Raw genomic sequence first — 23478 nt, forward strand, 5'->3', positions numbered from 1 at the left:
AACTAGTACTCCCGATCTTCCCCGATGATCTCCTCCTCGATGCGCTTCTCCTGATGCTCGCGCTCAGAATTCAGCGCCTGGGAGATGGCCTCTGCCTGATCGACCGACGTGTCCACGTAGAAGCGCAGCTCCGGCGCTACGCGCCAGGAGAGCTTCTTGGCCATGAGAGAACGGATGTGGCCCGCGGCGGCCTCGAAGGCGGCCTGGGCGCCGGCGTAGCGCTCGGGGTCGGTGGTGTAGTAGACGTTGCAGACGGAACGGTCGTAGCTGACCTCACAGCCGGTGATGGTGACCAAATGGAGGCGCGGATCGGACACGTCGAACAGAAGGATGCTCGCGATCACCTCGCGGGCCTGCTCGTTGACCTTGCGGTTGGAAGCGCTCTGCTTCATGACGTCATCTCCTCAATCGAGGCGGACAGATAGTTTTAGTATAGAGTTGAAACCAAGAGCCATGCACCAGTCGTGGAAAACTAAGCAAAACTGTAACGGTAGGCGTCGAGGAAGCCCCGTGTCCCCGCGCGCAGGTTGCGCAGCGAACGGAACAGTCCAGTGGACTGTTCCGCCGAGCGAGCCATTGCTTGAGCACGGGGATGCGGGGCTTCCTCGACGCCGGACAGTCGAGTTACTCCGTGCGCTCGACCTCTTTCACCTGGTAGCCCTCGATGGTGTCGCCCACCTTCAGGTCCTGGAACTTCTCGATGCCGATGCCGCACTCGTAGCCCTGCTTCACGGACTTCACGTCGTCCTTGAAGCGGCGCAGCGACGCCATGTGGCCCTCGAAGATGACCGTGCCGTCGCGCACGATGCGCACCTTGTCGTCGCGGTGGATCTCGCCTTCCACGACGTAGCAGCCGGCGATGGTGCCCACCTTCGGCACCTTGAAGGTCTCGCGCACCTCGGCGATGCCGGTGTCCTCTTCCACGATATCCGGCGACAGAAGACCCACGCGCGCGGCGTTGATGTCCTCGATGGCCTGATAGATGACGCGGTACAGGCGGATGTCCACCTTCTCCTTCTCGGCCTGCTGGCGACTCTTGCCCGTGGGACGGACGTTGAAGCCGATGATGATGGCATCGGAGGCGGCGGCCAGGGTGACGTCGGTCTCGGTGATGCCGCCCACGGCCGAGTGCACGATGTTGATGCGCACCTCGGACTGATCCATCTTGTCGAAGGCGTCGCGCAGAGCCTCGATGGAGCCCTGGACGTCGGCCTTCACGATGAGGTTCAGATCGGTGGTCTTGCCGTCCTCGATGCGGCTGAACAGGTCGTCCAGGCTCATGTGGCTCTTGGTCTCCTGGGCGGCCAGGCGGGCGCGCAGCGCGCGCTCCTCGGCCAGCTTGCGGGCATCGCGCTCGTCCTCGAAGACGCGGAACTCGTCGCCGGCGGTGGGCACCGAGTTCAGGCCCAGGATCTCCACCGGGTCGGCGGGCTTCGCCTCGGCGACGTGCTCGCCGCGCGGGTTCACCAGAGCGCGCACGCGGCCGTAGCTCGTGCCGGCCACCACGACGTCGCCGGTGTGCAGGGTGCCGCGCTGGATGAGCACCGTGGCCACGGGGCCCCGGCCCTTGTCCAGGTTCGCCTCGATGACGAAGCCGGAGGCAGAAGCGTCAGGGTTGGCCTTCAGCTCCAGCACGTCGGCCTGCAGGATGATGGTCTCCAGCAAGTCGTCGATGTGCAGCTTCTTCTTGGCCGACACCTCGACGAACATGTTGGAGCCGCCCCACTCCTCGGGGATGACGCCGTACTCGGTGAGCTCCTGGCGCACGCGGTCGGGATTGGCGCCGGGCTTGTCGATCTTGTTCACGGCCACGACGATGGGCACCTCGGCGGCCTTGGCGTGGTTGATGGCCTCGATGGTCTGCGGCATGACGCCGTCGTCGGCGGCCACCACAAGCACGATGACGTCGGTGACCTGGGCGCCGCGGGCGCGCATGGCGGTGAAGGCCTCATGGCCCGGGGTGTCGATGAAGGTGATCTGGCGGTCGCCGATGTTCACCACGGAAGCGCCGATGTGCTGGGTGATGCCGCCGGCCTCGCTGGCCACCACGCCGGTATCGCGGATGGCGTCCAGAAGCGAGGTCTTGCCGTGGTCGACATGGCCCATGACGGTGACCACGGGGGGACGCGGCTTCAAATCGGCCTCGGAGTCGTTGTACACCACGGCGTACTCCTCCTCCGGCGACACGACGCGCACCTTGCGGCCCATGTCGTCGGCGATGAGCTCCATGGTCTCGTCGCTCATGGTCTGGGTGAGCGTGAGCACCTGGCCGAGCATGAACAGGCGCTTGATGACGTCATTGGGCTGCACGCCCAGAAGCTCGGCGAACTTGGCCACCGACGCGCCCTGCGGGATCTCCACCACGGAGTCGTCCAGCACCAGCGTCGGGTCAAGACCACGCTCGATGGCCTCGAGCTCGGCGCGCTCGCGGGCCTCGGCCTCGCGCTTCTCCTTGCGCTTCTTGCGGCGGCCCTCCCCCTCGTGGGTGTTGGCCGCGGCCACGGCGGCGCGGGCCTCGGCGAGCACCTTGTCGCGCTGCAGCTTCTCGGCCTGCACAGCCATCTGGGCATAGCGGTCCTCGCCGGCGGTCATCTGGGCCTCGAGCTCGGGCACCACCTGGTGAGCCCCGCCCTTCTTGCCCTTCTTGCCGCCGCGGGGGGCGCGGGTGTCGGCTTGGGCGCTCTTGGCCGCTTCCATGCGCTGCTTCTCGGCCTCGATCTGCGAGAGCAGCGAGTCGAAGTTGTTCTTGGGACGGGACGGCGCGGGAGCCGGAGCCGGACGGGCCGGCGCCGGGGCGGGCGCGGCCTTCGCGGGCTTCTTGTGGCCGCGGCGCAAGGCCTCCTCCACGGCGCGCTTCTTAGCCACCTCGGCGGCCGCCTTCTCGGCGCGGGCACGGGCCCGGGCCTCCTGGCGCTCGCGCTCGACGCGCTCCTTCTCCGAGGCGATCTGCTGCTCGAGGCTCGCGAAGGCGGAGGGCTGCTTGGGCGCCTGCTTGCGCGCCTGGTGCTCCTCGCCCTCGGCGTCGTCGTCGGAGCGCGACCCCTCGCGGCGGGCGCGGGCGGCCTCTCGCTCGGCGAGCTCCTTTTCCCGCGCGGCCTTGCGCTCGGCCTCCTCCTCGGCGCGCTTGCGCTCGGCCTCCTCCTGCTCGGCGGCCAGCGCCGCGGCCTCCTCGGCCTCGAGGGCGCCGGCGCGGGCGCGGATCTCCGGCTCCAGGTTCTTGCGAATCTTGTCAACGTAGGCATCGTTGAGCATGCTCGCATGGGACTTCGCCGGTATCTTCATTTCTTTCAGGCGATCGAGCAGATCCCCGCTCGACATATCGAATTCCTTCGCCAACTCGTGTACGCGCATGCTGGCCATATATCACTCCTCATTCTTTCCCGGTGCCTCGGCGAGGGCAAGCTCGCGAAGAACGCGCTCGTAATCTTCGTCGGTCACTTTGCAGCGCAGGGCGCGCTCAAGCTTCCTGGTCTTTCTCGCCGCGGCGAGGCAGTCCTCAGAGCAGACGTAGGCGCCGCGGCCGGCGAGGTGGCCCGTAGGGTCGAAGCTCACAAGGCCCTCGCCGTTGCGCACGATGCGGCGAAGCGCGCCCTTCCCAAGGGTCGCGCCGCAGCCGATGCAGGTGCGCTGGCGCTTTGTCGTCTGTGCTGCCATCAGGTTCTACCCCTTAGGCCTCTGCCTCGGCATCGGCATGGACGCCGCAGTACTGGCTGTTCGGTCGGGCGTGGTTGCGGCAGCGGTTGCCGTCCTCGTCGACGAAGATGCAGAAGCCGTCGTCCTCCTCCACCTCGTCGTCCATCTCGACATCGACCAAAGACGCACCCTGGAAGCTCTGGGGCTTGATGTCGATATGCCACCCCGTGAGGCGGGCGGCCAAGCGCGCGTTCTGCCCCTCCTTGCCGATGGCCAGCGACAGCTGGTCGTCGGGCACGATGACCGTGGCGTAGTTGTTGTCCTCGTCGATGCTCACGTGGCTCACCTTCGCCGGCGACAGGGCGTTGGCCACGTAGACCGCCGGGTCGGGGCTCCACTGGATGACGTCGACGCGCTCGTTGCGCAGCTCCTCGACCACCATGCGGACGCGGGAGCCCTTCGGCCCCACGCAGGCGCCCACCGGATCCAGGTTCGCCTCGCGGGAGAACACGGCCACCTTGGAACGGGCGCCGGGCTCGCGGGCCACGGACTTGATCTCCACGACCCCCTCGTAAATCTCCGGCACCTCGATCTCGAAGAGACGGCGGATGAGGTCGGGGTGGGTGCGGGAGACGACGATGGCCGGGCGCGCCTGCTCGCCGCGGGCGCGGGGCGCGTCGGCGTTGGGGTTGCGCACCTCGATGATGAGCACCTTCAGGCGCTGGTTGTGGCGGTAGTGCTCGTTGGCCGGGCGCTCGTTGCGCTCGCCCGGGTTGCGCTTGGCGTCGTAATGCGGCAGCTCCGCCTCGACGCCCTCGCGGATCTTGATGATGGTGAAGTCCGGCGTGCCCTGCAACACGGTGCCCGTGACCAAATCGCCCACGCGGCCGCGGAACTCGTCGTAGATGGACTGGCGCCCGGCCTCGCGCACGAGCGAGGAAATGACGCCCTTGGCGTTCTGGGCGGCGATGCGGCTCACGTCGTCGGGGGTGACGTCGCGCTCCTCGAACTCGCTGTACTCGCCGGTCTCCTCGTCGGGCTCGCCCACGGGCACGAGCTCGTAGACGTAGATCTTGCCGGTCTGGCGGTCGATGGTCACGCGCGCGTCCCATTCCAGATCGAGGATGCGCTCGTAGCTCTTCGCCAGGGACTGTTCCAAGCGCTCGATGAGGTAGAACTCGTCGATCTTGCGCTCGTGGGCCAGTGCCTGCAAGGCCTCGATCAGTTCTGAAGTTGCCACGTATCTAATCCTTTCCCTAGGCGCTGAAGTCGATGGTGCCCTTAACGCGGGCCTTTTTGATGTTGTCGTACGGAATGCGGAAGGTGTCGGCGCCGTCTGCGGCCACGATGACGCAGCCGTCCTCGAAGCCGAGAAGCTCGCCGGTAAACGAGCTGCGGCCGTCGATGGGGCCGGTCGTCTTCACCGTCACCGTCTCGCCGGCAAAGCGCGCGAAGTGCTCCGGCGTGCGCAGCGGCCGGTCGATGCCCGGAGAGGACACCTCCAGCATGTAGGCCCCGGGGAACGGGTCCAGCTCGTCCATGACGTCCCCGACCCAGGCCTGAGTGCGGGCCAGCTCGTCGAAGCTGATGCCGCCGGCCGCATCGATGTAGACGCGGATGGTCGGCGCCTTCTTCGAGCCGACGATCTCCAGCGTGACGATCTCGACGCCCTCGGAGGCCGCTCGGGGCTCCAGGGCGGAAAGAAGCGATTTCTCCTTGGCCGTCAGCACCTCGTCTGCCTCCTTTTCCGTTGCCTACGCTCCCACACTTTCCGGGCCACAAAAGGCCCCTACAACAAAAGAAAGCGGGAAAAGTCCCACTTTCTCCAGAAGCGAAAGTATGTCCGTGCAGTCGATCTGCACAGCAGGCGTATTTATACCACAACGGGTCGCGCTTTGCCAGCCTCCCGCAACAAGTGGCCGCATACGGCGCAAAATGACCACAGACGGCAGTCAGACAGCCTGGAGGATCGGACGGGCTGGGCAGTCGAACGACCAGACACCCAAACGTCCGCCGCACGTCCGTCTCGGCCGATCGGGCCCGGCGCCCCCTACTCGGCCGGCGCTGTCGGCAGCACCTGGCCGATGAAGTCGTTGCCCGGATAGGCCTTCACGAAGTCGATGAAGTCGGCCACGGCCCGGGAGTGCACGTGCTTCTTGTGGTAGGCCATATACACCGTGTAGAAGTGCTCCGGGATGCCCTCGACGCGCACCTGGTGCAGGTTGCTGAACAGCTGGGCGCCCAGCGAGTCCAGCATAAGCGCTCCGGCGTTGCCGCCGTTGTAGGAGAGAAACGACCCCATGGACACATCGTCGTCGTAGCCCAGAGACACGCCGCGCACGTCGGCCTCCTCGAGCATCTTCGCCACGCGCTCGCCGATGGGGGTGCCCCGGCGGTAGGTGTGCAGATCCACCTCGTTCAGCTCGGCGAAGGTGATCGTGTCGGCAGACGCCAGCGGATGGTCGTCGCGCACGTAGAGGGCCAGTTCGCAGTGCTTCACCGGGAAATACGCGATATCGGGCTCGTTGTCGCGCTTGCCGCAGAAGGCCACATCCAGCGTGCCCCGATGCAGCTGCTCGGTGAGGTAGTTGGTGAATCCCTGGGACACCTTCACGATGACCCGCTTGTCGAAGGCCTCCTCGAAGTCGCGGATGAGGCTCGGCAGGTAGTGGTCCTGGGTGGTGAAGGTAGTGCCGAGGTTCACGGTGCCGAAGGAGGCCGAGGAGCGCGCGCTCACGGCCGCCACGCCGTCGTCGATGGCGCGCAGGGCCAGGCACACGTGCTCGTAGAACACCTCGCCGTAGGGCGTGAGGAGCACCGAGCGCCCGTTACGCTCGAACAAGGGAGCGCCCAGCTCCTTCTCCAGAGACGAGATGGCCCCGGAGAGGGTCGGCTGGGTGGTGAACAGCTCCTGCGCCGCTCGCGTGTAGTGAAGCACCTCGGCGAGCTTCTTGAAGTAGTTCAGCTGAGAGAGGTTCATGGTTCCCCCTAAGGCAACGGTAAGGCTGGTCGGCCCGTTCTCAGATTGCGCGATTCTACCTTGATCGTAGTTTATCAAACTCATCTTGGCTCATAAAGATTTCCTATAAGTGCGAAAAGCGGGGAGTCTACACTCCCCGCTTATCCCTTTGAGCCCGCCAGCGGTATGAGGGACCCGACTATTCGGTCGTCCAGTCCTTCTTGTAGCCGGCAGCAGCCTTGAAGATGTACAGGCCGAGCAGCAGGATGACCACGAGCATGGCGAGCGCCACGATGAACTCGACGGTGAAGCCGAACGACGAGCCGAGCCACGCCCAGATCATAGCGGCGAAGGCGGCGATGAGGTTGAACACCGTGGAGACGCGAGAGTAGATGACCGAGTACTCACGGGTGCCGAAGGACTGGCGGCAGATGACCGGCACGAGCACCACGGCGGTGGCGTAGCAGCCGCCGAAGATGAAGGCGCCCACGTACATCACGTACTCGGAGAAGGTGCCGAACCAGCACAGCAGGATACCCGCAACGCCAGCGGCGAAGGCGAAGATGAGGGCGCCCTTGGCGTTCTTGTCGGCCGCCGCGCCCAGCACCACCTTGAAGATGGCCTGGCCCACCATCATGACCGAGGTCATGACGCCGCCGACCACGGCCACGTCGAAGGCCACGTCGGTGAGCGACTTGGTGTAGGTGGGGAACTGCATGGCGATGAGGATGGCGATGTTGATGAGGCCGGCGAAGACGCAGATGGCGTAGAACATCGGGGTCTTCATGACGAAGCCGGCAGACAGGCCCGCGGGCTTCGCGGCCACCTCAGCGCCCGAGGCCGCCTTCTGCATGGAGGCGCCGTAGGGGGCCAGCCCGCAGTCCTCGGGAGAGTTGCGCACGCAGAACAGCGTGAAGGGCAGACTCGTGACGAGCGCGATGACGCCCCAGATGAGGTAAATCGTGTGGAAGTCGACGCCCGAGGCGGTCAGCGCGGTGAACACGGCGGACCAGATGGCGCCGCCGATGCCGGTGAAGGCCATGCACAACCCGATGAAGAAGCCGGCGCGCTCCACGAACCAGCGGTTGATGAGCGTGGGAATGGCCAGCCACAGGATGGTGATCTCGCCCAAGCCCAGCATGACGGCGGCCACGTAGAACAGCACGATGGTGTTCGAGAAGCTCATCAGCAAGAAGGCGCAGCCCACGAGCGCGGCAGAGGCGGACAAAAGGATGCGGATGTCCATGGTCTGCAGCAGCTTGCCCGCAAACGGCGAGGCGATGGTCATGGTCAGGTACATAACGGTGACGTACATGGCGAAGGCGGTGACCTCCACGCCCAGGCCCTCAGCCACGACCGGCTGGAACAGGCCCCAGGTGGAGAAGCATAGAGCCGAGCATCCGAACGTGATCATGATGCCCGTCAGAACGACGAGAAGGTGACGCACGGTCAGCTTCTCTTTGGTAGCGGTCCCACTCAAGGTAAACCTCCTCTATCGATTTCTTCTACTCTTGCGCAAACGTCGAACCCCTGTTGGCGTGAGCCGTGGACGGCGATCTTTCGCCGCTATCGTATTTGTACCGTAGAACGATTCCCTTGAGGATGGTCAAAAAGGGATGCTTTGTCCCATAATCTTTGCAAAAATAGGACAGATTCAGTTAATTTGTCCTAATATCGAAAGGATTTATGATTGATAGATTTCACAAATAGAAGAAACTGGGAGTATTTTTCTCCCAGTTTCCCATGATCGTTCGTATTGAGAAGGTGCGGCAAGCTTAGAAGGAACGGTAGTGTTCCATTATCAAGGGCGCGGCGATGTACACCATCACCTGGTCCGTTCCCTCGGCGATCTGATTGCCGCGGCAGTCCTCCCAGATGCGGCTCACGCGCGAGCCCTCGGTGTAGCCGAGGCCCCCCAGAATCTGCATGGCGTCCGAGGCCACCTGCACCGAGGCCTCGGGCACGTAGCGCTTCATGAGGGCCACGTCGAGCCGCTCGGTCTCGTCGGCGGCATCGATGGACCAGGCCGCGCGGTACACCATGGAGCGCATGTTGCGCAGGCGCACTTCCATATCGGTGAGAAGGGTCTCTATCTGCTGGAAGCGCCCCACCTGCACGCCGAAAGCCTTGCGGGAGCGCGCGTGGGCCACCGCGTCGTCCATGGCCGCCTGGGCCATGCCCAAGCTGGAGGCGCACAGAAGCACGCGCCCGTATTCCAGCAGATGGAACAGCTGCTGGAACCCTCCCTCGCTCGCATCGAGACGCCACTCCGGGGACAGCTCCACATCGTCGAAGGAGATGAGCGCGAAGGGCAGCATGGACTGGCCGATCTTGCTGATGGGTACGGCGTTGATGCCGGGCACGCTGCGCGGCACGAGCCAGAAGGACAGCGACGGGTAGCGGTCCGTATCCCCCGCGTCTTTGTCGATGGCGGCCACCAATATATAGGGGGCGTACTCGCCGTTGTTCACGTAGGACTTGCGCCCGTTAAGAAGCAGTCGGCCGTCCACGGTCTGGCACGAGGTCTTCATGGCCATGGTGTCGGATCCGCCGTCGGGCTCGGAAATGGCCAGGGCGAACATGAGGCGGCCGTCGGCGCGATAGTCCTCGGCGATGGAGGCGGCCTCGGCGGCCCCGGCGAACCCGCTCATGATCTGCAGGTTGAACAAGTCGTTCTGGAACGGCAGCGTCGTGCCGGCGCAGCGGGAGAGTTCCTCCACGATGAGCACCTGCGAGAGCAGGCTGTGGGCCAGATCGGGCGCGATGTCCGGCTCGGCGGTCTCGTAGTACAGATCGACGAACTCCTTCATCACCGTATCGGGCAGACCCTGGTCGCGGCACCACTTGGCCACGCGCTCCGGCGTGAAGGTGTCGGCCCCGAACGTACGGAAGGCGCTGACGAGCTTCTTCTGCCCGTCGGTCAGCGTGAAGTCCACCTTATGGCTCCCTTCTCTTTACTATAGTGTGCATTCTACACGATGACCCTAGCACACCACTCCTTTGATTTGTTGAAACAGAATACCTTTGTTGTCCTGTTTGCATAGGGATAACTTTTCCATCTAGTGGTATTTTCTACTCAATTTCGAGTCTATTTTACACACATATTCTATTTTGTCCGTAGATAGGGGTTCTTTCCCCTGCGATGATAGGGATGCAAACAAACGAACCGCCCGACCAACCACTTGCATGAAAGGAGAGATGCTCCGATGACAGTCACCGAGAAGCTCAACGGTTACGGCCCGCTCGCCGGCATCAAGGTCGTCGAGATGTGCACCTACGTGGCCGCCCCGGCCACCGTCCGCGTCCTGTCCGAGATGGGCGCCGAGGTCATCAAGATCGAGTCCTTCGCCGGCGATACCCAGCGCACCCAGGGCCCCGGCTTCGGCTGCGAGCTGACCGATACGGAAGATCCCACCATCGATTTGAACAACACCAACAAGAACTGGGTGTCGCTCAACCTGAAGGATCCCGAGGGCCTGGCCATCGCGAAGAAGATGATCGGCGAGGCCGACATCTTCATGAACAACATGCGCACCGCCGCCCTGAAGAAGCTCGGGCTCGACTACGAGACCCTGCACGAGGAGTTCCCGGGGCTGATCTGGGGCCAGATGCGCGGTTACGGCGAGTTCGGCGAGTTCGCCCATGCCCCCGGCTACGATGCCGTGTGCTGGGCCGCCCGCGGCGGCGTGGCCGGCACCTTCCCCGAGAAGGACACCTCCCCCGCCATTCCCCCGCAGGCCTTCGGCGACTACAACACCGCCATCATGATGGCCGCCGGCCTTCTCGGCGCGCTCGTGAACAAGCTGCGCACCGGCCAGGGCGACAAGGTGGTCGTGAATCTGTACCACTCCGCCATCTGGGGCGGCTCCATCGGCCTTTGCGCGCAGCAGTTCGGCGCCGACTACCCGAAGTCCCGCACCGACGTGCCCAACCCCTTCAACAACACTTACAAGACGGCGGACGACAAGTGGCTCTACATCTGCCAGCCGCAGCACAACCGCTACTACAACGACATGATGAAGATCATCGGCCGCGACGACTTGGTGGACGATCCGCGCTACGCGACCATCGAGAACGTGAAGGCGAACCACCTGCAGCCGGAGCTCATCACCATCCTGGACGAGGGCTTCTCGAAGAAGGACCTGGAGGAGTGGCTCAAGATCCTGGCAGAGTGGGACGTGCCGAGCCAGAAGGTCTTCCGCTTCACCGACATCCTGAAGGACGACGAGGCCTACGTCAACGACGCCATCCGCAAGGTGAAGTACAACGCCTTCGGCGAGCACGCGCTGCCCACCACGCCCATCCGCTTCGGCGGCTACGGCGACCCGCCGATCATCCTCTCCAAGCCCATCGGCTACCACACCGCTGAGTACCTGGAGCAGTACGGCTACACGCCCGAGCAAATCGCCGAGCTGGAGGAGAAGGGCGCTGTGAAGTGCTACCACGGCGAGGAGGTGCCGGATACGATCTTCAAGTCCGAGCGCCAGGAGAAGGGCGAGGCCCCCTGCAACTGGTAGGCCCTCCCCCCGCCAAACACGCTTCCTATCTCGAGAAGGAGCCCCTCATCGCGAGGGGCTCCTTCTTATAGGGCGTCGAAGCAATCGCGCCGAATGAGGTCGAGGAACTCCTCGGAGAAATAGATCGGCAGCAGCTCCAAGGTCTTCTCGTTGCGCAAGGGGCGCGCCGGATCGTGGTACTCCACCCAAGCGTTGCAGCTCCAGGTGATGCCCACCAGGGCGTTGACCATGCGATAGGCCGGAAAGCGGGCGTCGAAGGAACCCCGGGGGAAGCGGCCGCCCACCGCCTCCCAGTAGGCCTTAAGGAACTGCGCCCGCTCAGGAGCGCTGAAAATAACATCGCTGTCCCAAATGGTGGTGGTCGGCGAGAGGAAGTAGGCGAGATCCTGCGCCACCTCTCCCAGCACCGGCTTCTCCCAATCGACGACGGCCGCGCGCCCCGTACCGTCGATGAGGAAATGGGACGGCACCGCTTCCGTGTTGAGGATATGGGAGCACTCGCAGGGCGACGGCACCGGGGCCGCATCGACGGCCCGCTGGGCCCGGACGAACAGTTCGTCCACCTCGCGCATCACACGCCCCTCCGCGAGATCGCTCGCCTGATAGCCGTCGAAGAGCCTCCGGCAGCTCTCCAACTGGGAGCGCAAGGGGTCCTCCGCCCGAAGAAGCGCACAATCGGGGGGTGCCGCCACGCTGTGCACGTCGGCGAGGGCCCGGGCCGCCTCCCGCACTTGCCGCGAGTCCTCAAGGTCGATCCAGGCGCCCTCCACGAAGCTCTCCACCAGAGCGCCGCGCCCGATGCGGCTTCGGGTGCCGTCCACGTAGAGCGGCTCGGGCGTCCGCCCGCTGGACGCCAAGGCGCGCAGGGCCGCGAACTCGTAGCCTATCTGATCGTCGAGCCCCAGCTGACTGGCGTAGTTGACGCGCAGCACAAAGCGTCGGCCGTCGCGAGCCTCAAGGACGAAGTTGGCGTTGTGCTCGCCTTGGGCCAAAGGAAGCACCGTAAGCTCGCCGGGCCCGTCCACGCCGAGGGCACGCGCAAGCGCGCCGTTTCCCTCCACGAAGCGCCGTGCCTCTCGAAGAGATTCAGACGACGGCGCAGCCGAATCGCAAGCTGGCTCCATGACGCCCTCCTCCTTTCGGCATCTCCACCTACCGCTTTTAGTTGATATGATCTAATATATGCGAGAGTATACTACAAGTTACTTCGCAGCGGCGACGGGACGAGAGGTCTCGACGCGCCGAACTCGACCCTTGCGTGCCTCGGCGCGCGGAAAGGAGCTGTCATGAGCGCATCGACGCCGGCAGCGCAGACCCCCTCGGCAACCGCGCCGACGGCCCCCTCTTCCGGCCCCGCCCTCACGTTCCTCGGCACGGGCGCGGGCTGCGGCGTGCCCGCCTTCTTCTGCGAATGCCCCGCCTGCGAGGAGGCCCGACGCGATCCGCGCGCCCGACGCGGCGACTGCGGCGTGCTCGTGCGCAACGAGCGCACGCTTCTTCTGGACACGCCGCCCGATTTGCGCCACCAGCTCGAACGCGAGGGCGTGCGCGCGGTCGACCGCGTGCTTTGGACCCATGCGCACTTCGATCATCTGGGGGGCCTCGGCGAGCTGGAGTACATGGTCAGGCTGGTCACGGGAGCCCCGCTTCCCTGCGCGGCGAGCCCTGCGGCGCGCGCGGGCATCCTCGCCGAGTTCCATTACCTGGACGACATCCTCGATTTCCAAGAGCTGGCTCCCTTCGATGAATTCGCCTTCGACGACGTCCGCTACACCGCCCTTCCCGTCACCCACGCCCCGGGCACGTACGGCTACCTCATGGAGGGCCCCTCCGGTCGCCGCACCTTCTACGCCTCGGACACCGGCGCGCTTCCCCCTGAAACCGCCGAGCGGGTGCGCGGCGCGGACGCGCTCATCATGGACGCCACGTTCTGGGGCCGCAACTGGAGCCCGGGCGCCCACCACAGCGTGCAGGAGACCATCGAGGAGGGGCTGGCGCTCGGAGCGGGCACCATCTACCTGACGCATTTGGCCATGCACTACGACACGCCGATCACCTTGGCCGAGTTGGAAGCGCGCCTTGAGCCCTACGACGGCCGGGTGCGCTGCGCTGCCGACGGCCTCACCATTTTGCTGTAAAGGGGCGCGGCCTCTGACGCGCATCGTTAGGAGCTATCTGTGAAGAACATCATCCTCGATTTCGACAACACCATGGGAGTTCGCGGCTGCGACGTGGACGACGGGCTGGCCCTGCTGTACCTTCTGGGCAACCCCGAGCGCTGTCGCGTGCTCGCGGCGTGCACCACGTACGGCAACGCGGGCATCGATGTCGTCGACGCCAACACCCGCGCCCTCTTCGAGAAACTCGGGCTTAATATCCCCGTCTACCGCGGCGCGGCGGGCCCGGGCGACACCGACACCGAGGCGGCGCGCTTCCTCGCCGAGGCGTGCGCGGCCGCACCAGGCGAGATATCGGTCCTCGCCACGGGATCGACGACGAACCTCGCCGCCGCGGCCGCCCGCGACGAGGCGTTTTTCCGAAACGCCGCCGATTTCACGCTCATGGGAGGCATCACGGAAAGCCTCGTCATCAACGGGCGCATCATGGACGAGCTGAACTTCTCCTGCGATGCGGATGCCACCTTCGCGCTGCTCGCCTCGGGCGCGCCCGTGACCATCGCCACGGCCCAGAACTGCCTGCCCGCCCACGTCACGCGCGAGCGTCTCTCAGAGGCGTTCACCGACGATGCGTGGCTTATGGGCGCCATCGACTATTGGTTCGCCGATATGGGAGAGCGCTACGCCTGGGACGGCTTCGCCGTCTGGGATCAGGTGGCCGCCGCGGCCCTCATCAAACCGGAGCTGTTCGCCAACGAGCCGCTCCTCGTCGCCCTCAACCCGAGGCTTTTGTTTGCGGGCTACCTGGAACGGGCGCTGCCCGGGACGCCGCAGGCCGTCGTGTCCGCGCCCGTCATCGCGAACCCGTCCGCCTACCTCGCCGATGCCGTCGCCGGCTGGCAGCGCGCCTGCGAGATGCTCGGCCTTGAAAGATAGAGATATTTGATCTTGTCTAATAGTTGGCCGTGTCGTATACTATGACTCGTCTGAAGCACAAAGGCCGGGAGCAGCAAAGCCCCCGGCCTTCTGTTGCTCCAACGCCTTCGGACGAAGACGCTAGGCGGAAAACACGAAGCAGCCTTTGCCGTCGATGCGCACAGGCACGATCTCGCCGGGATCGGGCAGGCTGGCCGTGGGCACCGTGAGCGTCTGACCTGCCACATCGAGCCGCGTCAGGTAGCCCGCTCCGGCATAGACGCCGCAACGCACGACGGCCTCTCCTGCGGGCACCGTCCCATGGCCCTCGCCAACGGGGCTAAGCAAGCAATCGCCTTGGCGCACCACGGCCACAGCCGGCCCGTCGCCGATGCCGAGAGCGGGCAGCACAATGCCGTCGAGGATGAACCGTTCCGACTCCACGCAGCCCTTAAGCACCGAGCAGTCGCCGAAGCAGGCGGCTATCTTGGCCGTGGCGGGCCTTCGGTACAGCTCCTCAGGGGTGCCGATTTGCGAAATGTGGCCGCCGTCGAGGGCGACGATGCGATCGGACATCATGATTGCCTCATTTGCATCGTGGGTGACCATGAGCACGGTCAGGCCGTCCTCTCGATGCAGGCGCAACAGAAGCGAGCGCATATCGTCGCGCAGGCTCTCATCGAGCCCCGAGAAGGGCTCGTCGAGCAACAGGGCCGCGGGCGCCGCCGCAAGAGCGCGGGCCAGCGCCACGCGCTGCGCCTGACCGCCGGAAAGCGTCTGCACACGGCGCGGGCCGAAGCCAGGCAGCTGCACGCGCTCCAGCAGCTCGCCGGCGCGGGCGAGGCGCTCGCGCTTGCCCACACCGGCCATGCGCAGCGGATAGGCGACGTTCTCCTCGACCGTCATATGGGGGAACAGCCGCACATCCTGGAATACGAAGCCGATGCCGCGACGATGCGCGGGCAGCCCGTCGACCGGCGCGCCGTCGAACAGCACGCTGCCCCCGTCCTGCAGAAGGATGCCGGCGATCACCTTGAGTATCGTCGACTTCCCCGCCCCCGATTCGCCCAGAAGCGAGCAGAAGGCCCCATCCGGAACGGAGAAGGACACGTCGCCGAGCACAGTGCGGGCCCTCTTGCCCTCCCCCAGGCTCAGATCGATATGACGAACGTCGAGTTCCATTGCCTCCCCCTATCCGTTGAAGTAATCGATCTCGCGGGCCGTCTGCTTGCGCAGCAGCACCTCGAACAGCAGGAACACGGCCAACGTGGCGGCGATGAACACCACGCCATAGGCACTCGCGATCGTGCGGTCGCCGCTAGCGAGATACGGGAACATGACGAGCGCGAGGGTCTTCACCTTGCCCGCGCCGACCAGAAGCGTGAGGAAGTACTGCGAGAACGACAAGATGTAGCTCATGGAGGCCGCCGACAGAAGCGAGGGCGAGAGCATCGGCAGAATGACCGTGAGCCACGCTCTCGCGCCGCCGGCACCGCACACCCTCGCCTGCTCCTCGAGCCGGGAGCCGGCCGCCTCCATGGCGTCGGCCATGATAAGGGCCGCATAGGGCAGAGCCACGATGGAATGCGCGAGGACGACGCCCGCGACGGTGCCCGCCAAGCCCGCTCGAATGAAGGCCACCTGCACCCCCATGGCGAATACCGTGGCGGGAATGAGGAAAGGTAGAAGAACGGCGAAGCGCAGCGCCTCGCGGCCGAAGAAGCGGTAGTGCGAGAGCGCCCGTCCGGCGAGGGTCGCCACCGCCGTCGTGAGCGCCGCCGTCGCCAGCGCGATGCCCACCGAGGCGCCGAGCACCTCCCCCGCGCGCTGGGCGGGGCCGAACAGCTCCTCGATGCCGCGGGCGGAGAACGTCTCCGGCAGAAGCGACGGCCAGGGCCATGAGGCCGTGAACGCCCACACCACGATGATCGCCACCGGGCCCAGAACGCACAAGGCCTGCAGGGCCACCAGGGCGCGGGCCACAGCGCGGGCCGGCCTCCGTTCGCGCCGCCGGCTCATCGATCCCTCTTCTCGCGGCGCAGCACGGCGAAATACGCCGCCGCTGCCGCCGTCGTCACAGCAGCCATGATGCCGTTGAGGGCCATGGCCACGCACCGGTTCGCGATATCGGGATTTTGGAACTCAAGGTAGGCGAGCACGGGAAGCGCCTTGGGAGATGTGGGCCCGAGGAGAAAGGGCACCTCGTAGGCGCCGAAGGCGAAGGCGAACACGACCAGAAAGGCCTTGAGGAGCGCTCCTTTGCACAACGGCAGCGTCACCGTGAGAAAGGAGCGGACCGGCGAGGCCCCCATCGCGGCGGCCGCCTCGCCGAAGCGGTCCGACACATGGCCCATGAGCGTCACCGTGCAGAACGCGACGAAGGGAACCTCCTTCCACACATAGGTGGCGAGAATGCCCCAGCCGCTCGGGTCGCCCACCACCGAGGGGAAGTCGGTGGGCGCGCTCACGAGCCCGAGATGATAGAGGATGCGCGGCACGAGCCCCGATCCCGAAAAGAGCGAGACGGCGGCCAGCACCACGAGGATGTGGGCGCACATGAGCGGGGTCTGAACATCGATGAGGGCAAGCAGGCGGGTGCGCCGCACCGCGCACAGAGCCGCCGATAAAACGATGCCGCCGGCAAGCGCCACCACCGACGAGACGAGGGCGATATACAGGCTGAAGCCCACCGACGCGGCCAAATCGGAGCGGGTGAGCGCCTCGGCCCAGTACTCGAAGGTGAAATCCGCCATGCCGATAAACGGCATGATGCCGAAACCCTGGAGCACCCCGTTCACCACGCCATAGAGGAAGACGGCAACCAGCACGAGGGCCGGCGCCATAAGAAGATAGGGGGCGATGGCGCGCCCGCATCGCCGCCGGACAAGACGGTTCACGGTCACGATCGGCCCCCTTTCACGTTCACGGACAAGCAGATTCTACCCCTGGGCCACGCGCTCAAGCCACAGCTTCTCGAGAATCGGGATAACCGGGCCGGCGGCTTCGGCAATGCGGTGATCCAACAGCTCGTCAAGGGGAATCTGGGTGGAACCGAGGGGCACCTCGGCAAAGGCCGCGCTTTCGCTCTCGGGCAGCTTCGCCATGTCGAGCACCGAGATGTTGCCGAGGTTCTCGTAGATGGACAGCTGCATCTCGGGCGAGACCACCTCGTTGATAGCCACGAGGGCCGCCGCTTTGTGCGGCGCGTTGGCGGCGACGGCCATGAAATTCGAGTTGCCCACTGTGCCCGTGTCCAAGATGAACGAGCGGGTGGACTCGGGCAGCTGGCCGGTGTTCACGAGATCCTGTGGCGCGCCGTAGCCCATGTTCAAGACGAGCTCGCCGTCGGCGTACATGGTGGCCACCGTGGAAGCGTCGGCCGGGAAGGTCGCGCCCTCCTTCCACAGGTACGGGCTCAACTCGCGCAGATAGTCGAGGCCGGGCTCGACAATGGCGAGAACGCCTTCCTCGGTGGGGGCGTCCATGGACGAGAGCTTCTCGAACTCGTCCTTTCCGATGACGCCGGCGATGAGGCAGGAGATGAAGGCAGTGCCGGTGAAATCGCCGGGCTCGGGGTAGGTCACCTGACCGGGATGGGCTTGGCAGAACGCCTTGAACTCTTCGACGGTGGTCGGCGGGGCATCGACGATGTCGCTGTTGTACCACATCTGCATCTGGGCCTTGCCGTAGGGGCACTCGAAGCCCTCGGTGGGAGAGCCGAAATCGTAGGCCACCTCGGGGCTTTCCGCATCGATGTAGTCGTTGAAGTTCGGCAGGTAGCTCGTGAAGGGGCCCCACAAGTAGCCGTTCTCCTTGCACGAGTAGAAGTTCTCTCCGTTGATCCAGATGAAGTCGATGGAGCCTTCCGTCACGCCCGCCTGCATCTCGCCAGACAGCTGCGTGAGAATGTCGTTGATGTCCATGCCGACCAGATCGAGCGTGATGTCGTACTTGTCCTTCAGCGCCGGGGCCAGCACCGTGTTGATCCAGGTGTTGCGCGCCTCGTCGCCGCCGTAGCCGTACCAAGAGACCGTCTGTCCCTTGGCCGCAGCGAGCACCGCGTCCCAGTCGGCGTAGTCGATGTCGCCCGGTACAGGCGCACCGCCCTCGGAAGACTTCTCGCCCGACCCGGAGCACCCCGCAAGCGTTCCGCCGAGCATCATCGCCGCCGCCGTCATGCCTGCAGCGGCCACAAACCCGCGACGGCTCATCCGAGACGTCGCGAGACGAAACGACCATGGGCCATATTCGCTCTCAACCATAGTTCCTCCCGTTTTCAATAGATGGTCGTATCTACTATTAGACTTAGTCAAATAGTAGATACGACCATTTTATGACAATGGGTCGAAGAGTCAAGGGGAATTATAAGTCCTTGCGGCTAAAACCGTGCGCAAGGAACGACCGAGCCCTCAGAGCAGCTCCTGGGCAAGCCAGGGGCCGTACTCGCCGGACCACATGGACTCCAGCCGGCCAAACACGCCCGACCAGTCGAAGCCGGCCTCGAAGAGCAGCTCCAGGTACTGGCAGAAGGCCGGCCCTGCGACGGCTCCCGCCGCGTCGCCGCGCCGCGTGGCAGCAAAGGTGTAGGCGCACGTGGGGCAGTTGGCCACCACGAGGTCGGCGCCGGCCTCACGGGGCTCCTCGTCGAGCACGCGATGGGCGCGGGCATCGCACAGGGGCTGGTCGACCAGCGATACGGCGCCGGCGGCCCCGCAGCACAGAGCGCTCTTCCCATGGTGGTCGAGCTCCACGCTTTGGCAATCGGCGAAGATGCGGCGCAAAGGCCCTCCGAAGCGCCCGTCCCTATCGTGGCAGGAGTCGAACATCGCGAGCACTGGATCGTCGCAGCCGGCCAGAGCCGCCACCTTCTCGGGACGCGGGCGCGCGCCGGCGGCGGCCAAAAGCTCGGGCAGCGCAACGAGCTCGAACGCCTCGGCGCCCGCCGTCGTCTCCCACTCGTCGCGGCAGCCCGGGCACACGAACACCACGCGTTTGATTCCCGCCTCGCGAGCGCGACTAACCAGCGCCGCCTTGTGAGTCTCACAGCGATCGGCGAAACCCCCCGAGCGCAGGGGGCTTCCGCAGCAATCGGCCGACAGGGCCACGGATGCCCCCTGCTCTTGCAGCCACGCGAAGACCTCGCGCGTGAGCTCGGGCGCATAGCTGACAAGCGAGCAGCCAGGAAAGAACAGCGTGTCGGCCCCCCACGCGCGCGCGTTCTCCAACGAGGGCAAATCGTTGTAGAAGATGCCGTGCACGGCCCGGTAGGCCGAGAAGATGTGCCATTCCTGATCGACGCGGGTCATCGTGAAGCCGTCGTCGCCCGTAAGGCGTGCCTCGTGCAAAAGCACCCGCAAGGCGGAGAAAACCCCTCGGGCGTCGATGCCGTCGGGGCAGACCAGGGTGCAGAAACCGTCCATGCAGCAGCGACGCACGGCCAAGACAAGCTCGGGGCGCTCGGCGGCCAGCGCGGCGACAGCTGCGCGCGCCGCCTCACCGTCGTCCCCCGCCGCCGCATCGGCGAAGGCGGCGGCCACTTCCCCCACGCTCAGCGGCTCATCCGCGCCGCCGGCACAGGCGAGCACCTCGCAGCGCGGCACGCAGGCGCCGCAGCCGCGGCACGCTGCGGCGGCGGCCGACACAACTTCAAAGGCAGTGTTCCAGCTCATCGCATCTTCTTTCCCATGGGAAGCGGGCAGCACTCCCCACGCAGCTCGCAGCCGTCGCAATCGACAGCGATTTCCGGGGCGATAGCATCCCACGACAGCTCCCCAAAGCCCAGGGCACGGTAGAACGGCACCGAAGCGGCGCGCGCCACGAGGCGAAGCTCGCCGCGGGATGCCAGCGCCTCTTCCATAAGCGCGCGTCCGACACCCCATCCGCGCCACGTCGCGCAGGAAACCACCGGGTTCACATGGGCCGCGCCGTTGCTGCCCTGCTGCAGGCGCAGAAAGCCGACGGGCACGTCGTCCTCGTTGACAGCGACACGCACGTTCTCGGCCGACGGAAGGTCATCCATGCCCTCGGCGGCGGCATAGGCATTCAGATAAGCGAGATCGGACTCGCGAGCGTCTCGCAACGTGAAAGGCACATCTGACATCGCGGTGCTCCTAGAACGGCGGCAGATACACTTTGTCGCGCGACTGCGGAATGGCCCGGCGCCCCAGCTCGCGCAATCCCCGCACCACCTCGTCCATGAGGGTCACGGGGATGCCCATCATCATGAGGCTGTCGTCCACGTCCGACGAAGCGCGGCACCCGTAACAGCCGAACGAGATGTTGATCTCACCGGAGGTGAGCGGGATGAGCGTGGTCTCGACGCACTGGGCGTTGTAGCCGGATGCGTGGAAGTCGTGCCTGTGACCAGTATAGTAGGACGTGGCCATCGAGAGCCACATCATCTGCTCGGGCGTGCCGATGACGGCCACCACCTCGGCCTCGCAGCGCGGATCGTCCAAGGGGCACGTCACCGTGGCGCGCACCGAGCGCGGCGGCAGGCTCGGCCGCTCGGCCACCATGCGGCGCGCCGCCTCCACCGAATCCAGCTTGTGGAACAGAATGTACAGCTCACCCGAGGCGAGCTTCTTCGGGATGGGCGACAGACCCAGGATGGACGTGCCGTCGGGGCAAGCGTGGCGGTTCGCCGGCATCATGAGGGCGCGCCCCCGACGGGCGGCCATGAGGGCCTGGCAGTAGCGCAGACGCTCCTCGGGAAGGGGCACGTCGGGCAGGGGCTCCCCCTCGCGAATGAGCGAGACGGCCACCGGGTGCCAGCGCAGCCCCAGCACCTCGCGCAGCACGCGGGCCCATTCGCGGTACTGCTCACGCACCTCTTCGGCAAGCGGGGGCGCCAGCTGCTCGCCGGTCTCCTGCGCCGCCTGCGCGGTAGCCTCGATGCGGATGGCGTGCACGGGGCACTGCCCCGAGCACGTCTCGCAGCCCCAGCATGCCTCCGCGTGCACGACGCGCGGTGCGCCCTCCCCCATGACGATGACCTCCATGGGGCAGAACGCCTCGCACAAGCCGCAGCCGGTGCACAAATCCTCATCGAAGCGTATCTGGTGGCTCACGGCGCTCGCATCGGTCATGCCCGCAGCGTCGGATACCTCCATGGCGCCCTCGTGAAGCGCGATTCTCTCGCTCATCGATTTCTCAGCTCCTCTTTGCACCAGGGGGCGTACACGCGCCGCCCCGCGCCGTCGGTCAAATGGTACGAGCAGAACGGAATGGCCCGCCCGTCGGGCACCGTCACCATCATGGAGCACTCGCGCATGCGCTGGATATCCATGGTGTTGGCGTCCATGTAGTTCATGACGATGACGGACAGCCCATCGGCGACGGGCACGCCGCGCGATGCCAGGATATCGGGGATGACCGATCCTTGCGGGCTGTCGGGATTGTAGGCCTCGCGGTACTCGTCGAAGGTAAGCACCTTGGTCGCGGGATAGAAGCCCCACGGGTGGTACCGCTCATCGGCGCCGCGCTGGTCGCGCACGAGGAACAGGCCGGTGTCGCACAGCGGATTCGAGCAGCCGAGCGGCCAGAAATCGCGCGCCTCGATGAGGCCCTCGGACTGCTCGGCCATCTTGAAGATGACATCGCCCGCCGTTAGGGCGCCTTCGCGGTCGGCCTCGAAACGGCCCGAGGTGAAGGCGGGCTGCAGGGCAAGCCCCGCCACCACATCGGCGTTCTCCAGCGAGAAGCGCAGAAGATCGCCGAGCTGCCCGTCGTTCACGCCGGAGAGCACGGCGACCGAGAGCACCACCTGGATGCCCGCCTCGCGGCACCGCTCGATGGCGGCGAGCTTCACGTCCAGAATGTCGCGCCCACACGTGGCCTCGTACACGTCCCCGGTCATCCCGTCGAAGGACAAATACACGCCGGTGAGCCCCGCCTCCACAAGCGTCTCCAAATAGCCCGGGCGGCTCGCGATGACCAGGCCGTTGGTGTTCACTTCGATGCCCCAGAAGCCCCTCTCGCGTCCCATGCGGATGATCTCAGGCAAATCCTTGCGGCAGGTTGGCTCGCCGCCGGTGAGCTGCACGGCTCCATCGGTGCCCACGGCATCGGCGATGACCTCGTACATGGCGGCGATCTCTTCCAAGCTCGGGTCTCCCGTGGGATCCTCCGCGCTCATGAAGCATACCGGGCAATGCAGGTTGCAGGCGCGGGTCACCTCGATCTCGAGCAGCGTGCCGCGCCGCTCGTGGCGCGCGCACGTGCCGCAGCCCAGGGGGCACGGCGCGCTGACCGCGCAGTTCGCGCGCGGCGGCGTCTTGGGAAGGGCCAGCGACTGCAGCCAGCGGTAGTGCTCGGCATCGGGCCAGATGCGCGTGCGCGTGCGCCCGTGCTCCTCGCAGGTGCGCTCCATCCACACGACGCCTTCCCCGTCGGCCGAAATGGTCGCCGGCAGCGGCGCCAAGCACTCCGGGCACAGGGCGATCGTCTTGTCAATCAGCGTCTCTTCCATGGCGTCCTACTTATCGATATATTGCCTGGGATCGTGGTTCTCGTTGGGGGGCGTGGTCACCTTGAAGCCCATGAAGTCGATCCAGTCGATCACGCGCTGCGGCACGAACAGCCCCTGGGCGGGCGAGGCCTCCTCGATGGCGCGCAGGCACGAGATGGCGTGGGCCAAATCGCCGCCCTCGTCCACATCGGCTACCGGCATGAGGTAGGCCGACGGGGCGCCGGTCTCCTTGAGCTTCTCCACGTAGGCGTCGAGCGCCGCCCGGCCGCAGGTGTTGTAGTAGACGCCCTGGTTGTCCATGGGCGTGTTCGCGCTCCAGCCGACTAGCGACGTGCCGCATTCCTGGCACGGCGCCTGCACGAAGCCCGGCGTGCCGAGGGACTGGAAGTAGTCGAGCCACTGGAACGCCTGGGTGATATGGCTCTTCGGCAGCGTGGGGATATCGCCTCCCACCGAGACCACCGACTCGTAGCCCAAGGCGAACAGCTGGGAGAACGCGTCGTCGAAATGGTCGTCGAAGGTGGCGCCGGCATCGGTCAGGTAGTGCACCTCCATTGGCCAAGGCCCTATGGCATCGTAGGTCTCGCGCATCGCTTGAACATTGTCGGCCGGCGTGGTGGACACGAAGAAGTCGTAGGTGACGGCATCGGCGTCCGGATCGGCAGCCAAGCGCGCGTCGTTCTCGCGCTGCAGCTCGATGAGCGCGTGCATGCACAGCTCGCTCACGTCGTAGAGGCTGCGACGGAAGAACTCGGCGGCCTGCTGCTCGGAAAGAATGCCGCCGCGCTCGCGCGTGAGGCGCGTCTTCACCATGCCAGGGATGGGGGGCTTGCTGAAAATCAGCAGAGCGTGCTTTTTCGTCGTCAT

The 23478-nt window shown here is 65.7% G+C and carries 21 protein-coding genes; 3 read left to right on the forward strand and 18 right to left on the reverse strand.

Annotated features, from left to right (window positions below):
- Window positions 1–2: 2 nt before the first annotated feature.
- The 8 genes from rbfA to NE591_RS04675 form a co-directional block, all read right to left on the reverse strand.
- Window positions 3–392, reverse strand: coding sequence for a 30S ribosome-binding factor RbfA (gene rbfA, locus NE591_RS04640; protein ID WP_157011541.1), 390 nt, complete (start codon window positions 390–392; stop codon window positions 3–5).
- 232 nt (window positions 393–624) lie between these two features.
- A complete protein-coding gene (gene infB, locus NE591_RS04645) occupies window positions 625–3360 on the reverse strand; it encodes a translation initiation factor IF-2 (RefSeq protein ID WP_161127204.1) in 2736 nt (911 codons plus the stop codon).
- Between the two features lie 3 nt (window positions 3361–3363).
- On the reverse strand, window positions 3364–3654 hold the full coding sequence (gene rnpM, locus NE591_RS04650) for an RNase P modulator RnpM (protein WP_114549264.1): 291 nt from the start codon (window positions 3652–3654) through the stop codon (window positions 3364–3366).
- Window positions 3655–3667: 13 nt separating this feature from the next.
- Window positions 3668–4873, reverse strand: a complete 1206-nt coding sequence (nusA, locus tag NE591_RS04655) for a transcription termination factor NusA (protein WP_022739821.1) — start codon at window positions 4871–4873, stop codon at window positions 3668–3670.
- Window positions 4874–4889: 16 nt separating this feature from the next.
- Window positions 4890–5363, reverse strand: a complete 474-nt coding sequence (gene rimP, locus NE591_RS04660; RefSeq protein ID WP_114539130.1) for a ribosome maturation factor RimP — start codon at window positions 5361–5363, stop codon at window positions 4890–4892.
- A gap of 320 nt (window positions 5364–5683) precedes the next feature.
- A complete protein-coding gene (locus NE591_RS04665) occupies window positions 5684–6613 on the reverse strand; it encodes a LysR family transcriptional regulator (RefSeq protein ID WP_256156375.1) in 930 nt (309 codons plus the stop codon).
- 178 nt (window positions 6614–6791) lie between these two features.
- Window positions 6792–8072 (reverse strand): CynX/NimT family MFS transporter, encoded by a 1281-nt coding sequence (locus tag NE591_RS04670; RefSeq protein ID WP_022739818.1) that lies wholly within the window; start codon window positions 8070–8072, stop codon window positions 6792–6794.
- Between the two features lie 295 nt (window positions 8073–8367).
- On the reverse strand, window positions 8368–9528 hold the full coding sequence (locus tag NE591_RS04675) for an acyl-CoA dehydrogenase family protein (protein WP_114539132.1): 1161 nt from the start codon (window positions 9526–9528) through the stop codon (window positions 8368–8370).
- Window positions 9529–9798: 270 nt separating this feature from the next.
- Between NE591_RS04675 and NE591_RS04680 the strand changes: the two genes are divergently transcribed.
- Window positions 9799–11109, forward strand: coding sequence for a CaiB/BaiF CoA-transferase family protein (locus NE591_RS04680; RefSeq protein ID WP_022739816.1), 1311 nt, complete (start codon window positions 9799–9801; stop codon window positions 11107–11109).
- A 65-nt stretch (window positions 11110–11174) separates the two neighbouring features.
- Here the strand turns inward: NE591_RS04680 and NE591_RS04685 are convergent, their stop codons facing one another.
- Entirely contained in the window at window positions 11175–12233 is a 1059-nt protein-coding gene (locus NE591_RS04685) for a phosphotransferase (RefSeq protein WP_256156376.1), read from the reverse strand.
- Between the two features lie 162 nt (window positions 12234–12395).
- Here NE591_RS04685 and NE591_RS04690 point away from each other — a divergent pair, with 162 nt between their 5' ends.
- A complete protein-coding gene (locus NE591_RS04690) occupies window positions 12396–13247 on the forward strand; it encodes an MBL fold metallo-hydrolase (protein WP_223900837.1) in 852 nt (283 codons plus the stop codon).
- A 39-nt stretch (window positions 13248–13286) separates the two neighbouring features.
- Window positions 13287–14162, forward strand: coding sequence for a nucleoside hydrolase (locus NE591_RS04695; RefSeq protein ID WP_117285178.1), 876 nt, complete (start codon window positions 13287–13289; stop codon window positions 14160–14162).
- 120 nt (window positions 14163–14282) lie between these two features.
- Here the strand turns inward: NE591_RS04695 and NE591_RS04700 are convergent, their stop codons facing one another.
- The 9 genes from NE591_RS04700 to NE591_RS04740 form a co-directional block, all read right to left on the reverse strand.
- Window positions 14283–15323 carry an ABC transporter ATP-binding protein gene (locus NE591_RS04700; RefSeq protein ID WP_256156377.1) on the reverse strand — a complete coding sequence of 347 codons (1041 nt, stop codon included), beginning with the start codon at window positions 15321–15323 and terminating at the stop codon, window positions 14283–14285.
- Between the two features lie 9 nt (window positions 15324–15332).
- On the reverse strand, window positions 15333–16160 hold the full coding sequence (locus NE591_RS04705; RefSeq protein WP_256156378.1) for an ABC transporter permease: 828 nt from the start codon (window positions 16158–16160) through the stop codon (window positions 15333–15335).
- Window positions 16157–17044, reverse strand: coding sequence for an ABC transporter permease (locus NE591_RS04710; protein WP_256156379.1), 888 nt, complete (start codon window positions 17042–17044; stop codon window positions 16157–16159). Before NE591_RS04710 ends, NE591_RS04705 begins: the two co-directional genes overlap by 4 nt.
- A 36-nt stretch (window positions 17045–17080) precedes the next feature.
- Window positions 17081–18403, reverse strand: a complete 1323-nt coding sequence (locus NE591_RS04715; protein WP_256156380.1) for an ABC transporter substrate-binding protein — start codon at window positions 18401–18403, stop codon at window positions 17081–17083.
- Window positions 18404–18550: 147 nt separating this feature from the next.
- The gene (locus NE591_RS04720; protein WP_256156381.1) at window positions 18551–19810 is read right to left on the reverse strand and encodes a (Fe-S)-binding protein; all 1260 of its coding nucleotides are present in this window, start codon (window positions 19808–19810) and stop codon (window positions 18551–18553) included.
- Window positions 19807–20241: a GNAT family N-acetyltransferase gene (locus tag NE591_RS04725; RefSeq protein WP_223900844.1), complete on the reverse strand. Its 435-nt coding sequence runs from the start codon at window positions 20239–20241 to the stop codon at window positions 19807–19809. The genes NE591_RS04720 and NE591_RS04725 overlap by 4 nt, the downstream gene beginning before the upstream one ends.
- 10 nt (window positions 20242–20251) lie before the next feature.
- Window positions 20252–21286, reverse strand: coding sequence for a DUF169 domain-containing protein (locus NE591_RS04730; protein WP_256156382.1), 1035 nt, complete (start codon window positions 21284–21286; stop codon window positions 20252–20254).
- Window positions 21283–22611, reverse strand: a complete 1329-nt coding sequence (locus tag NE591_RS04735) for a radical SAM protein (protein ID WP_256156383.1) — start codon at window positions 22609–22611, stop codon at window positions 21283–21285. The genes NE591_RS04730 and NE591_RS04735 overlap by 4 nt, the downstream gene beginning before the upstream one ends.
- Window positions 22612–22617: 6 nt before the next feature.
- Window positions 22618–23478 (reverse strand): DUF2064 domain-containing protein, encoded by an 861-nt coding sequence (locus tag NE591_RS04740; protein ID WP_117284719.1) that lies wholly within the window; start codon window positions 23476–23478, stop codon window positions 22618–22620.

The sequence above is a fragment of the Adlercreutzia sp. DFI.6.23 genome, from assembly GCF_024462535.1.
GTDB classification, from domain to species: domain Bacteria; phylum Actinomycetota; class Coriobacteriia; order Coriobacteriales; family Eggerthellaceae; genus Adlercreutzia; species Adlercreutzia rubneri.

Bases quoted from the DNA above. Each gene is read 5' to 3' on its own strand.
- rnpM (WP_114549264.1), bottom strand. From the start codon at position 3,654: ATGGCAGCACAGACGACAAAGCGCCAGCGCACCTGCATCGGCTGCGGC.
- NE591_RS04690 (WP_223900837.1), top strand. From the start codon at position 12,396: ATGAGCGCATCGACGCCGGCAGCGCAGACCCCCTCGGCAACCGCGCCG.
- infB (WP_161127204.1), bottom strand. From the start codon at position 3,360: ATGGCCAGCATGCGCGTACACGAGTTGGCGAAGGAATTCGATATGTCG.
- NE591_RS04700 (WP_256156377.1), bottom strand. From the start codon at position 15,323: ATGGAACTCGACGTTCGTCATATCGATCTGAGCCTGGGGGAGGGCAAG.
- NE591_RS04735 (WP_256156383.1), bottom strand. From the start codon at position 22,611: ATGGAAGAGACGCTGATTGACAAGACGATCGCCCTGTGCCCGGAGTGC.
- NE591_RS04680 (WP_022739816.1), top strand. From the start codon at position 9,799: ATGACAGTCACCGAGAAGCTCAACGGTTACGGCCCGCTCGCCGGCATC.
- rbfA (WP_157011541.1), bottom strand. From the start codon at position 392: ATGAAGCAGAGCGCTTCCAACCGCAAGGTCAACGAGCAGGCCCGCGAG.
- NE591_RS04685 (WP_256156376.1), bottom strand. From the start codon at position 12,233: ATGGAGCCAGCTTGCGATTCGGCTGCGCCGTCGTCTGAATCTCTTCGA.
- NE591_RS04725 (WP_223900844.1), bottom strand. From the start codon at position 20,241: ATGTCAGATGTGCCTTTCACGTTGCGAGACGCTCGCGAGTCCGATCTC.
- NE591_RS04740 (WP_117284719.1), bottom strand. From the start codon at position 23,478: ATGACGACGAAAAAGCACGCTCTGCTGATTTTCAGCAAGCCCCCCATC.
- NE591_RS04720 (WP_256156381.1), bottom strand. From the start codon at position 19,810: ATGAGCTGGAACACTGCCTTTGAAGTTGTGTCGGCCGCCGCCGCAGCG.
- NE591_RS04665 (WP_256156375.1), bottom strand. From the start codon at position 6,613: ATGAACCTCTCTCAGCTGAACTACTTCAAGAAGCTCGCCGAGGTGCTT.
- NE591_RS04705 (WP_256156378.1), bottom strand. From the start codon at position 16,160: ATGAGCCGGCGGCGCGAACGGAGGCCGGCCCGCGCTGTGGCCCGCGCC.
- NE591_RS04715 (WP_256156380.1), bottom strand. From the start codon at position 18,403: ATGGTTGAGAGCGAATATGGCCCATGGTCGTTTCGTCTCGCGACGTCT.
- NE591_RS04730 (WP_256156382.1), bottom strand. From the start codon at position 21,286: ATGAGCGAGAGAATCGCGCTTCACGAGGGCGCCATGGAGGTATCCGAC.